Origin of the sequence: Robertkochia flava (assembly GCF_020166515.1) — a bacterium.
GTDB lineage: Bacteria > Bacteroidota > Bacteroidia > Flavobacteriales > Flavobacteriaceae > Robertkochia > Robertkochia flava.
On sequence record NZ_JAINZT010000002.1, the window covers coordinates 337,189 to 350,210 of the forward strand.

At 36.3% G+C, this 13,022-nt stretch carries 13 protein-coding genes; all 13 read left to right on the top strand.

Translation table 11 applies throughout. The features are described from left to right. Nucleotides 1-60: 60 nt before the first annotated feature. The 13 genes from rfbB to K7R11_RS01915 all read left to right on the top strand — a co-directional run bounded on the left by rfbB (nucleotide 61) and on the right by K7R11_RS01915 (nucleotide 12,948). Nucleotides 61-1,104 carry a dTDP-glucose 4,6-dehydratase gene (rfbB, locus tag K7R11_RS01855; protein WP_224488199.1) on the top strand — a complete coding sequence of 348 codons (1,044 nt, stop codon included), beginning with the start codon at nucleotides 61-63 and terminating at the stop codon, nucleotides 1,102-1,104. A gap of 14 nt (nucleotides 1,105-1,118) precedes the next feature. Next, a complete protein-coding gene (rfbA, locus tag K7R11_RS01860) occupies nucleotides 1,119-1,991 on the top strand; it encodes a glucose-1-phosphate thymidylyltransferase RfbA (protein ID WP_224488200.1) in 873 nt (290 codons plus the stop codon). After that, nucleotides 1,992-2,537 carry a dTDP-4-dehydrorhamnose 3,5-epimerase gene (gene rfbC / locus K7R11_RS01865; protein WP_224488203.1) on the top strand — a complete coding sequence of 182 codons (546 nt, stop codon included), beginning with the start codon at nucleotides 1,992-1,994 and terminating at the stop codon, nucleotides 2,535-2,537. It begins immediately after the preceding gene. Beyond that, complete coding sequence (rfbD, locus tag K7R11_RS01870; protein ID WP_224488204.1) at nucleotides 2,534-3,322, top strand: dTDP-4-dehydrorhamnose reductase; 789 nt, start codon at nucleotides 2,534-2,536, stop codon at nucleotides 3,320-3,322. The genes rfbC and rfbD overlap by 4 nt, the downstream gene beginning before the upstream one ends. Before the next feature lie 81 nt (nucleotides 3,323-3,403). Then, nucleotides 3,404-3,949: a hypothetical protein gene (locus tag K7R11_RS01875; protein WP_224488205.1), complete on the top strand. Its 546-nt coding sequence runs from the start codon at nucleotides 3,404-3,406 to the stop codon at nucleotides 3,947-3,949. Next, nucleotides 3,946-5,388, top strand: a complete 1,443-nt coding sequence (locus K7R11_RS01880; protein WP_224488206.1) for a lipopolysaccharide biosynthesis protein — start codon at nucleotides 3,946-3,948, stop codon at nucleotides 5,386-5,388. The genes K7R11_RS01875 and K7R11_RS01880 overlap by 4 nt, the downstream gene beginning before the upstream one ends. Then, a complete protein-coding gene (locus tag K7R11_RS01885; RefSeq protein ID WP_224488207.1) occupies nucleotides 5,385-6,458 on the top strand; it encodes a DegT/DnrJ/EryC1/StrS family aminotransferase in 1,074 nt (357 codons plus the stop codon). Before K7R11_RS01880 ends, K7R11_RS01885 begins: the two co-directional genes overlap by 4 nt. Beyond that, nucleotides 6,455-7,093 (top strand): acetyltransferase, encoded by a 639-nt coding sequence (locus K7R11_RS01890; RefSeq protein WP_224488208.1) that lies wholly within the window; start codon nucleotides 6,455-6,457, stop codon nucleotides 7,091-7,093. Before K7R11_RS01885 ends, K7R11_RS01890 begins: the two co-directional genes overlap by 4 nt. 2 nt (nucleotides 7,094-7,095) lie before the next feature. Then, nucleotides 7,096-8,211, top strand: coding sequence for a TDP-N-acetylfucosamine:lipid II N-acetylfucosaminyltransferase family protein (locus K7R11_RS01895; protein ID WP_224488209.1), 1,116 nt, complete (start codon nucleotides 7,096-7,098; stop codon nucleotides 8,209-8,211). A gap of 200 nt (nucleotides 8,212-8,411) precedes the next feature. Continuing rightward, nucleotides 8,412-9,422 carry a hypothetical protein gene (locus tag K7R11_RS01900; protein ID WP_224488210.1) on the top strand — a complete coding sequence of 337 codons (1,011 nt, stop codon included), beginning with the start codon at nucleotides 8,412-8,414 and terminating at the stop codon, nucleotides 9,420-9,422. Then, nucleotides 9,422-10,597 (top strand): glycosyltransferase family protein, encoded by a 1,176-nt coding sequence (locus K7R11_RS01905; RefSeq protein ID WP_224488212.1) that lies wholly within the window; start codon nucleotides 9,422-9,424, stop codon nucleotides 10,595-10,597. Before K7R11_RS01900 ends, K7R11_RS01905 begins: the two co-directional genes overlap by 1 nt. A gap of 343 nt (nucleotides 10,598-10,940) precedes the next feature. Further along, nucleotides 10,941-11,888, top strand: a complete 948-nt coding sequence (locus tag K7R11_RS01910) for an O-antigen ligase family protein (protein ID WP_224488214.1) — start codon at nucleotides 10,941-10,943, stop codon at nucleotides 11,886-11,888. After that, a complete protein-coding gene (locus tag K7R11_RS01915) occupies nucleotides 11,848-12,948 on the top strand; it encodes a DUF1972 domain-containing protein (RefSeq protein WP_224488216.1) in 1,101 nt (366 codons plus the stop codon). Before K7R11_RS01910 ends, K7R11_RS01915 begins: the two co-directional genes overlap by 41 nt. Nucleotides 12,949-13,022: the final 74 nt, after the last annotated feature.

Below are 13,022 nucleotides of genomic sequence, written 5' to 3' on the forward strand. Positions count from 1 at the left end.
CTTAAAAAGCCGTAGTTTTGGACCCCTATTTTTTAAATAGTTTAACTACTCAGTTTGTTTATGAAAATTTTAATAACAGGAGGAGCCGGATTTATTGGTTCACATGTGGTAAGAAGAATGGTGACCAGGTACCCGGAGTATCAAATCTTTAATCTGGATGCTTTAACCTATGCAGGAAATCTGGAAAATCTTCTCGATGTTGAAAATTATCCTAACTATCATTTTATAAAGGGAGATATAACAGATCAGGATTTTATCTCTCAGTTATTTGAGAAATATAGGTTTGACGGAGTTATCCATTTAGCTGCAGAATCTCATGTCGACCGCTCCATATCAGACCCTTTGGCATTTGCTAAAACAAACGTTCTTGGTACCATGATTTTACTGAATGCTTTCAAGGCTTTGTGGAATAATAACTGGGGAGGTAAGCGGTTTTATCATGTAAGTACCGATGAGGTGTATGGAACCCTGGGAGAAACAGGGTTGTTTACGGAGAAAACGCCATACAGTCCCAATTCGCCGTATTCAGCCTCGAAAGCTTCATCAGACCATTTTGTGAGAGCTTATGGGGAAACCTATGGATTACCTTATGTGATCAGCAATTGCTCGAACAATTATGGTCCTAATCATTTTCCGGAAAAGTTGATCCCATTATTTCTTAATAATATAATTGAGAACAAAGCGCTTCCTGTTTATGGGGATGGTAATTATACCCGAGACTGGCTGTTTGTGAAAGATCATGCAAGGGCTATTGATCTTGTTTTTCATAAAGGTAGCACCGGTGATACATACAACATTGGAGGTTTTAATGAATGGAAGAATATCGATTTAGTAAAACTCTTATGTAAGATCATGGACCGTAAGTTAAATCGTAATGAGGGGAGTAGTGAGCAGTTGATCACAAATGTAAAGGATCGTCCCGGCCACGATTTTCGTTATGCGATTGATGCCTCTAAAATAAAAAATGAACTGGGGTGGGAGCCATCTGTTACTTTTGAAGAAGGGTTAGAGCAGACCGTGGACTGGTATATGGAGAATGAAGAATGGCTTAAGCGTGTTACCTCAGGAGCTTATCAGGAATATTACAACAAACAATACCGATAAATTCGATAAAGATCATGAAGGGAATTATACTGGCAGGAGGTTCAGGTACAAGACTGCATCCACTTACCCTTGCGGTAAGTAAGCAACTTATGCCTGTTTATGATAAACCTATGATCTACTATCCCTTGTCCACTTTAATGCGTTCCGGGATCAGGGAAATTTTGATAATATCTACTCCTAAGGATTTACCTCTGTTTAAAGAATTGTTAGGAAATGGAAAGAAGTATGGGTGCAAATTTGAGTATGCAGTTCAGGAACACCCAAATGGACTGGCAGAGGCATTTTTGATAGGAGAAAACTTTATTGGAGACGATAAAGTTGCCCTGATTCTGGGAGATAATATCTTTTACGGAACCGGATTAGCTGAGTTGTTACAGGCGAATAATGACCCGCAAGGTGGTATCATTTATGCATACCATGTGCATGATCCTGAACGCTATGGTGTGGTTGAGTTTGACCAAAACGGTCAAGTTTTGTCCATTGAAGAAAAGCCGCAAAAGCCCAAATCAAACTATGCCGTTCCGGGAATATATTTTTATGACAATGAAGTGGTTTCTATAGCAAAAAGTATACAGCCAAGCGCCAGAGGAGAGTTGGAAATCACTGATGTGAATAAGGAATATCTTAAGAGGGGTAGACTTTCAGTAAGTATTATGGACAGGGGTACAGCCTGGCTGGATACGGGTACTTTCCAGTCGTTAATGCAGGCCTCACAGTTTGTAGAGGTCATTGAGGAGCGACAGGGCCTTAAGCTGGGGTCTATTGAGGGCGCAGCCTATGAGATGGGATATATTGGTAAAGATGAGTTTATTGCCCTTGCAGAGCCTCTTATGAAAAGCGGATATGGTAAGAATCTATTAGGGTTATTAAAAGAAGAGCGAAAGTAAATGAAAGTAACTGAAACCGGATTAGCAGGGTGTTTTGTTATAGAACCTCGTGTTTTTGAAGATGACAGGGGTTATTTTTTTGAAAGCTTCAATCATAAGGAGTTTGAAAAAGCAGTTTGTAGACCAGTTAACTTTGTTCAGGATAATCAGTCATTTTCAAGTAAGGGAGTTATCAGGGCATTGCATTATCAGCTGGGGGAACATGCACAGGCAAAACTGGTAAGAGTTTTAAGCGGAAAGGTATTGGATGTAGCTGTTGACCTGAGGAAGGATTCTAAAACCTTTGGGCAACACTTTTCAATCGAATTAAGTGCAGACAATAAGCGACAACTATTTATTCCCAGAGGTTTTGCACACGGGTTTATCGTTTTGAGTGAGACGGCGGAATTCTTTTATAAATGCGATAATTACTATAATAAAGCTTCGGAAGGAGGTATCATTTATAACGATCCTGAATTGAATATTGATTGGATCCTTCCAAAGGAAGAAATTCTTCTTTCAGAAAAGGATGCTCAGCTCCCCAAATTAAAAGAAGCACGATTATGAAAAGAGTTTTAGTAACCGGGGCAAACGGGCAATTGGGAATGTCGTTACGGGATATAGCCGGTGAATACAACGATTTAGAGTTTGATTTTAAATCCTCTGCCGATTTGGACATTACTTCCAGCAAAAGTATAGAGGAAGTTTTTGAAAGAAGTCGATATGATTATTGCATAAATTGTGCGGCTTATACCGCGGTAGATAAAGCGGAGGAAGAACCGGAGAAGGCATTTGCAGTGAATGCTGATGCGGTTCATATGCTTGCGGAGACATGTAAGGAAAATAATGTTGTATTAATTCAAATCTCCACAGATTACGTGTTCGATGGGGAAAAGACGCGCCCTTATACGATTGCCGATTTGCCTAACCCAATAAATGTTTATGGACAATCTAAACTAAAAGGGGAGATCCATGTACAGGAAATCCTAAAAGAATTTTTTATAGTCCGGGTATCATGGCTTTATAGCAAAAAACATGGTAAAAACTTTTATAAGACAATTCTTAAAAAGGCAGGATCAGGAGAAGAATTGAAGATTGTTAGTGATCAATATGGATGTCCAACGGATACGGCGAACCTTTCTCAGTATTTAATCAGTTTAATTTGTAATGATGAAACTTTTGGGATAAAGCACTTCTGCGATGGAAAAATAATGAATTGGTATGACTTTGCAATCGACATTATTGAATCAAACCATTTAAAGGGCAGGGTTAAAAAAATTAAAACTGCAGATTTAAGCTTAAAGGCCAAAAGGCCGAAATATTCAGTTTTAGAAGTTTCTACTTTGCAGTAATTTCTCTGACCGTATTCATATTTCAATCTTTTTTATAAAAACGGATTGGCAGTTTCCTAGTTTAATGAGAGAATTGTAGTAATGAGAACCTCAGTAATTTTCTTAAATACAGAGACGATTTTTAACAGGATGCTTTTTCTGGTGCTACTCACTGGGATATTGTCCTGTAATCAATGGGGTCAGGAGTCGCTTGAAAATAAAGATCTCGAATTAATTTTAGTAATTAAAATTCCAGTTCAGGAAAGAATTCAATTGTTTTACCAGGATATAGCTCAGGAAGCTTTTACAGATAAAAAACGTTTATATAAGGATGTTAATCCCAGTCCAAACTTCCAGAAAGTAAAATTCAAAATATCAACTGGTCATATTCCGCATAAACTTAGATTGGATTTGGGAGAGAATAGAAATGAGAATGATATCGAGATATCACAGATTGTCTTGGTTCAATTAGATACCCTGAAGATGACCAAAAACAATTTTGAAAGGTATTTTCAGGGTAATAAGTATGTTGAGATATGCGGATCGAATTTTTCAAGAAGGGTTAGAAATAATGAATACGATCCTTATTTGACATCCACTCCCCTTTTAACTAAAACGATTCAATTGAAATTAACGCAAGGCAAATGACTTTAAAAGAATCTACATTCAAGGGGCTGATTTGGAGCGTTGCCGATAGCTATGTCTTAAAAGGTCTTGTGTTTATAGCTGGAATAATTCTAGCACGAATTCTAGGGCCGGAAGAATTTGGATTAATGGGTATGATTTCCATTTTAATTGCTGTTGGGACATCTCTGGTTGATAGCGGTATGGCAGCATCATTGATCAGATCCAAAGAAATTGAAGAGGTAGATCTGAACACCGTTTTTATTTTAAATCTTGCCTTTAGTGTATTAGTCTATGTTTTGATGTTAATCGTAGCGCCGCTGGTTGCCGATTTTTTTTCACAGAAGATATTAGTTTCGATTATAAGAGTGTATAGCCTGAGTTTTCTTATTCAGGCATTTTCCTCTGTACAATTGGCTAAGTTGATGAGAGAAATGCAGTTCAGGCGAGTAATGATGTTAAATATTCCTGGAACTATTATTGGAGTTATAACGGGTATATTAATGGGGATGAATGGGGTAGGAGTTTGGAGTATTGTAATTATGCACCTTATAATTCAATTCACCTATGCTGTTTTGTTATGGTTTGGGTCCGGATGGAGACCTAAGATGAGGTTTTCAAGGAAAAGTAGTAAATATCATTATGGATATGGATATAAATTAATGTTATCCGGGTTAATCGATACCGTTTTTAATAATATTTATAACGTAATTATAGGGAAGTTTTTTTCAGTTCAAACCTTGGGGTATTTTGAAAGGTCAAAAGCAATTAATGACTACCCCGTAACTTCAATTACTAGCATTATTAATAAAGTATCTTTTCCTTTGCTAGCTAAAATTCAGGATGACAAACAAAGCGTATCATCAATATACAAACGTATAATTCTGTTCACCTTTTTTATTACAGCTCCATTGATGTTGGGTCTGGCTGCTTTAGCAGAACCATTATTTCTTCTGATCTTGGGAGATCAATGGGTTGGCGGGGTGCTGATCTTTCAAATGCTAAGTTTCTCTGCGATTTTCTATCCTATACATGCGTTTAATGTAAACGTGTTAAAAGTGTATGGAAGGTCTGATTTGTTTCTAAAATTGGAGCTTTACAAGAAATCTGTAATAGTTGTTGCGTTGATTTCGCTTATTGGTTTTGGAATATATGGTTTGGTCGCCTCAATAATAATTACTTCGGTTAGTGCGTTGCTCATTAATAGTTTCTATAGTGGTCAAATGATAGATTATCCAACGAAAAGGCAGCTTCTTGACCTTTTACCCACCTTTGCAATTTCCTTGTTCACTGCAGCCCTAATGTTTGTGACAAATGAATTTTGGATAAACTCAAATAAGTTTATAGGAATTTCAATCTCAGTGGTAATCGGGGTAGTATGCTACTTTGGAAGTCACAGAATACTTAAAACTGAAGCCCTAGAAGTGGTTGTGAATTTTTTAATTAAAAAGATGAAGACATGATCAATGTTACTAAGACATATTTTCCTCCATTAGAAGAATATGTAAAGCAGTTGGAACGAATATGGCGTAATGAATGGCTTACTAATCGTGGGGAACTTGCAATTGAATTGGAGGGTAAACTGAAAGATTTCCTAGGTGTTCAGAATGTACTGCTGATGAATAACGGCACAATTCCAATGCAAATCGCTTTAAAAGTTTTAGGAGAAGGAGGGGAAATTATAACCACCCCCTTCAGCTATGTTGCCACAACGTCTGCAATTGTGTGGGAAAACTGTAAACCGGTTTTTGTTGATATCCATCCAGAGTATTTCACTATTGATGAAAGGAAAATAGAGGCAGCCATCACAGAAAGAACTACTTGTATTCTAGCGACACATGTTTTTGGGAATCCCTGTGCAGTGGAGGAGATAGAATTAATTGCGCGAAAATATGGGTTGAAGGTTATTTATGACGCTGCGCATGCTTTTGGTGTTAATTATAAAGGCAAGTCTCTATTCTCCTATGGAGATGTCAGCACATGTAGTTTTCATGCCACAAAATTATTTCATACCGGAGAGGGAGGAGCGGTTTTTTGTAATGATCATAAGTTGAATCATCAGCTATTTTACAGTCATAATTTTGGACATAATGGACCCACAGCATTTCATGGACTGGGAATTAATGGGAAAATTTCGGAACTTCAGGCAGCCATGGGATTATCTGTATTGCCGCATATTGATGAAATTATGAAAAACCGTAGAAATTGTGTAGAGTATTATAATAGACATATTAATTTCTCTATATGTGATAAGATCAAAATTAGAGAAGGTTCAAGCTGGAATTATAGCTATTATCCTGTTCTTTTCAGTTCCGAAGCAACTTTAATTAAGATAATCGAGAAAATGAATGATAATGGGATAAACCCCAGAAGATATTTCTATCCTTCCTTAAATAATTTGAACTATGTAAATAGTTTGAAAATGCCGGTTTCTGAAGATATTTCGAGCAGGATTTTATGTTTACCACTTTCGCATGATCTGGATTATAAAGATTTACAAAAAGTTGTTAAGGTTATAAATTCGCACGAATGATTATAGTAGGGGCAAAAGGGATGGCTAAAGAGGTGTTAAGTTTCTTAACACCAATAGATAAGGTAAAAGATATTGCGTTTTTCGATGATGTTTCTAGTGATCTTCCAACAAAAATATATAATGAATTTCCCATACTTAGAAGCGAAAATCAAGTGAAGGAGTTTTTTAAAGAGCATGGCTTTTCATTTACTTTGGGGTTAGGTAATCCGGAACATAGAGAATTATTGGCTTGCAGGTTCATTGAACTTGGGGGGCAATTAATTTCAGTATTTTGCGATACGGCTAAGGTTGGTATTTATGGCACTTATATTGGCAATGGTACTATATTATCATCGGGAGTGGTGGTAACTAATGACGTTTTGATTGGAGAGGGTTGTCTAATTAACACACATGCGAGTATTAGTCATGATTCGAAATTGGGTAATTACACGGAGGTAGCCCCTAAGGCTACAATCACGGGAAATTGTGTGATTGGAAACAAGGTTTTTGTTGGTGCAGGGGCAACGATTTTACCTAAAATTACCATAGGTGACAATGCGATAATAGCAGCAGGTGCCGTGGTAACAAAAGATGTGCCCGAAAATCATTTAGCCATTGGTGTTCCCGCTAAACTAATTCCCAGAGCTCAGAATTAGACATGATTGTACATTTATTTGAGGATGAAAAATTTGTCGATTCAACGATTTCAATTTTCGAGGAAGTCGCACCGGGAAAGAACAAATATGTTATTTTCTCTAATAGTGAAGAGCTGGTGCATGTTACAAATGTACAGAAGGTTATCATCCAGAAGAACAATTGGAAGTATCTAGATTATGAGTTGATTTTTGAAGGGTGTAATGTATTGTTAGTACATTATTTGACTCCAATAAAGTATCATGTAATTAAAAATGCCCCAAAAAGGGTTCGCGTAATTTGGTCAGTATGGGGTCGCGACTTTTATCTTCATATGCCGTATAAGGAGATCTATGAACCCAGGACGGCAAAGATGATCAAAGGAGATTTTCGTGAAAAATACCGGTTCAGTTTATTGTATCGGTTGTATCATAAGCAGAAATATGGCGTAGAACCTTTATTGTTTGAAAATGAACTTTTGCATCGAATAGATTATATATCTACTGTGATTGAAGCAGAGTATCCCGTTATAAAAAATTCGTTGAATATAGATGCCGAATTCCTTAAATTTAACTATAGCGCTTTCGATGAGGGCTTACTTGCCAATAAGAGTTATGCAAATGGACCCTCAGTTTTTCTCGGAAATTCTGCAACCGAAACCAATAATCACCTTGATACCTTTAAGTATTTAAAGGGGATAAACAGGAAGGTTTATATTCCCTTGAACTATGGTAATCACGAGTATGCAAAAAAGATTATTAAGGCCTCTAAATCGGAGCTCGGAGATGATGCGATACCGATCACTCATTTTATGAAAATGGGTGAATATGTGGAAATATTAAAGGATTGTAACACAATGATCATGTTTCATATCCGACAACAAGCTCTTGGTAATATTTTGTTGGGGTTATATTTAGGACTGAGAATTTACTTAAACAAAAAAAGCGTTACTTTCAAAACCCTTGAGGAATATGGGTTTATAGTAAACACCTTAACAGATCACAGCACTCTGCTCTTGACGCCACTTACTGATGAAGAAAAATCAATAAACCGTAGCCTGGTGTTGGAATTTTGGGGGACTGAATATGTTTTAAACGGTGTCAAAAGAATAGTGCGTTTGAATAATATCCATGATTTATGATCTTGTTTCGGGAGATTTACAAATTTTCATTTCTTAGCACGGTCTTACTTACATTCCTGATTGGAGGTGCAATGCAGTTTTTTCTTGGGGTTTCAAACACCTTACTCACATTAGCACTCTCCGGATTGGCATTAGCCAATTACACTATTTACTGCCTTTTATCCGGACGCATATTATTCAATAAAGTAGTTTTTGCTCTAATGTTTTTTTTAGCAGTGATATTATTTTCCGGTCTAATAAACCAAAGCGGAGTTGCCAAAATAATCTTGTACTGCTTATTTGTAATACTTCCTTTTTCACTTTATGGATTTGCGCATATAAACTGGAAAGAAGGTATTGTGTCATATAGATCAATTTTTAAATTATTGTTTTATATCGGGTTATTCCAATTTCCTGTTCTATTGATTCAAAGAAATTTTTATCAGGAACTTATAGGGTGGAATCGCAGCGGGCAGAAAATAGAATGGTATGATTTTATGTATGGCACCTTTTTTATCAAATCCGATCATTCCTTGTGTCTATTTTTGTTGATTTTGATCAGTATTCTCATTTTTACCCCTTCCGTTAGGCAATTAGGGGTTCGCTTCAGATGGCTAAATGTTTCCATTCTTTCGGTTGCCATTTTTTTGACAGAGTCGAACATTTCTAAATTGTTCCTTTCACTTCTGCTGGCCTTTGTTGTCATTCTTCCAATCTACAGGAAATATTATCGAAACAAAAGGTTTCAAATATTAACAGGAGTATTTTTGTTGTCCTTAATTTTTATGGTCTTTCAGTTAAAGGACTATGATTTTATGAAGAAACGGTTAGGTGGGAAATTCGAAGATCAGTTTTCTATTGAAACAGCCTATAAACAGTATGAAAATACGACCGCAAAGCGATCGCAGATTGTCTTGGTGGCGATAAAAAAGCTGGAACCTAAATTCATTGGTTCGGGACCGTTTTCGTATTTTGATTTTTTTAAAGGAACCTTCACTAAAACCCAGCATTTCTCCCAGCTGATTTGGGCATATTTCGACCTGGGCTTCTTGGGCTTATTCGCGGTTATTCTATTAATATTTTCAATAGTTAAATCCATTACCACGGTTAAGGGTGTACCCTTTGTAATCTTTTCGGGAATAATTATAGTTTATGCTTTTTATACTACCATATTAGCAGACATTGCAATAATGGCCAGCCTATTTATTTTATTTAAACAAAAAATCGATTGATGGATATAGTTGTTACGCCCTTCCACGATTGGAAGAAAAGTGAGGCGGAAGGGTTCAGAACAAGAGATGTACATATCATTAATGCTTTAGCAGGTAATACTAAAGTAGGTAAGATTTTGGTTGTAAACCGACCATCCACTTTTTTGGAAGATCTGTACAAAAGATCTTTCACAGGAATTAAGGGGAAGCTTATCACACAAAGGAATGGTTTTTCGTTATATAAGATATCAGAAAAGATTTATGTGGTGAATTATCGTTCAAATGATATTTTAGGTCAGGTAATAAAAAAGCATAAGTGGTTTTTTGAAAAATACTCGTCTGCACATTATGTGAAATTCATAGATAAAAGCTTGGCGAGTTTGGGAGTTCACAAGCCTTTATTACTCACACAAAATGTTTTTGCCAGTGGCTTGGCATCTAGATTAACAGCTTCATCAAAGATTTTTGATGCCTGGGATAACTTCCTGAAATTTCCGTCATATAAATCTATCAGAAAAGACATTTATCGGGGGTATCAATCTCTTGCTGAAAGCTCAAATACCTGGTTGACGAATTCTAGGGAAAATCAAAATTTCTACCAGAATGAATTTGGAAAGGATAGGGTTAAGTTGCTCAAAAACGGGGTTAACACAAATTTTATTCCAAATCATTTAATTTTACCAGATGATCTCAAAAGAATTCCAAGGCCTATAATAGGATTTGGAGGGAAATTATCATATTTGATAAATACCAATCTGATTAATACGATTACCAAAGATCATCCTGATAAATCCTTCGTCTTTGTAGGTCAGATTCTTGACAAAGAAGTATACAACCAAATAGAAAAGAGACCAAATGTTCATTTCCTGGGAGATAAACATTACAGTATATACCCCCAATATGTGTCAGGTTTTGATATTTGTGTTATCCCTTATAACATAAAAGAAAAGCAACATGGAGGTGATTCTATAAAAGCCTATGAATATTTGATGACTGGCAAAAAAGTTGTAGGCACAAGAGGAAATGGTCTTGAAGATTTAGGTGAGTATATTTACCTGGCAGATTCTAACAAGGAATTTACCGAACATTTAAGGGATTTTGAAAACAAAAAGCCGGCATTTGATATAAATAAGCATTCATGGCAATCTAAGGCCGAAGAAATACTTCAACTATTTGAAGATGCTGAAACCATTTAAAGAGCGTTTTAATAAGTTCATGTCGGGGAATTCTGGGCTTCATGTTTTGATGCTTATTACTATTGGGATTCCTTTTGCTGTTAACATAGGGAATGTTGCTATAATAACTGCATTTATATACTCGCTTTACTTGATGGTATTCAAGAAACAGAAAGTTGAAGTTTATTCCTGCTGGTATATCATTTGGCCCTTAATATTCTTCTTAATTATATTTTTTAGTGCGTTAACAAGCTATAATATACGGGAAGGAATAAAACAGCTGGACAAGAGCCTTTTGTTAATTTTACTCCCGATATGTTTAGGGGTTTTATATACAGAAAGACGATATCTTAAACCCATTTTAATGTCATTCGTATATTCAACCGGATTGGCCTCCTTTCTTTTATTGGTCTATGGAATATTCAGAGTGCTGAAAACGGGAAGAGGTGATGTGATGTTTTTCCATGAATTCACCGCGCTATATGACCAACATCCTGTGTATTTCGCTATTTATTGTGCTATGAGTGTCTTCATAGCGACCCATTATTATTCTTGTTTTAGCAGAGTCTCAAAACTGGGAGTAATTGCTATTAACCTGTTGTTGGGTGTAGTGTTGCTTCTTACATCCTCCAAAGCGATTCTCCTTGTGTTTGCAGTGTTGTACCCGATACAATTAGCGCTATACATAAAGAATGCTAAAATGAGGTTGATTTCAATTTTTGCTTTGTTGACTCTCGGTATATTATCTGTTATCAATATCCCGTTTTTGCAAGAAAGATTTGTGGAGGGCTTAACCCTGAATTATACCAGTTTTCAGCCAACCCACGATGTAGGGGAAGCATTTGTTTTTGGTAATGACGACAAGCATAATCTAAGTGATCTTGATTTAAGGTATATCTTTTGGAGGCTGGCCCTTTTTCATTTAAATGATGATGGTAAATTGCTTTTAGGATATGGCGTAGGTGATGTTCAAGATCATCTGGATTTATATTATATGTACTATGGACTGGCTCCCGGTTGGTTTGAAGGGTATAATGTTCATAATCAGTACTTGCAGATACTTGCGTCTATGGGAATACTGGGACTTTTGTTATTTTGTTTCTACTTGTGGAAGTCTGTTACGGTAGCGAATCGAAATAAAAGTTTTTTACATCTTGCATTTTTAGGTACGATGCTGTTTGCATTTTGTTTTGAATCATATCTATCCAGGAATAAAGGTATCGTGCTATTTGTTTTTTTTAATACATTATTAATTAAGGATTATTACTTGAATGAAATTAGGGATCATAGGAACCAGGGGGATACCAAATAACCACGGGGGATTTGAGCAGTTTGCAGAATATTTTTCTATTCACATGGCTGAACGAGGCCATGAGGTATATGTATATAATTCACATAATCATCCTTACCAGGACGATATGTTTCATGGCGTAAAAATAATTCACTGTTATGATCCCGAGTATAAAATTGGAACGGCGGGTCAATTTATATATGATCTGAACTGTATCTGGGATGCTCGAAAAAGAAACTTCGATGTAATATTGCAACTGGGTTATACGTCCAGCTCAATATGGCATTGGCTAATGCCTAAGTCCGCGAAGATTGTCACGAATATGGATGGTCTGGAGTGGAAAAGATCCAAGTATTCTGCCAAGGTTCGCAGATTTCTGAAATATGCCGAAGGATTGGCAGCTGAAAACAGTGATTTTTTGATTTCAGATTCTATTGGGATTAAAGATCACCTGAAAAAGGTATATGGTCTGAATTCTGAATATATAGCATACGGGGCTGATGTATTTGTGAATCCTTCCAAAATGGTGTTAGACAAGTATGGACTTTCTCCCTTCGAGTATAATATGCTTATAGCAAGATTGGAGCCGGAAAATAATATCGAAACGATTATTAAAGGTTATATTAAATCCCAAACAAAGAGGCCATTATTAATTTTTGGGGGGCTTAACAGCTATGGGAAACTATTAAGTGAAAAGTATGGGCATGATGAAAGGGTCAGATTTGTTGGGCCTAATTATAACCAGGAGGAGCTGAATAATTTAAGATATTACTCAAGGTTTTATTTTCATGGCCACTCCGTTGGAGGCACCAACCCTTCTTTGCTGGAAGCCATGAGTTCGAACACATTTATCATTGCGAACGATAATATTTTCAACAAAGCCATACTTGAGGAAGAGGCACTTTATTTCAGGAACTCAGAGGATGTTAAAGGGTATCTGGATACAGACCAATTTGAAGTGTTGAATGAAAATTTTACACTGAAAAACAGATATAAAATAAAACAGCTATATTCCTGGGATATAATTAATAACAAATATGAATCCTTTCTGCTCTCTATTCAAAAGGGAGGGGAGCGTTAATTAAGCGTTTTGTTTAAGCGGAAGCAAGCAGATGTTGATTTTTTTTTGTTTTTTTGCAGAATAAAGTCGACACC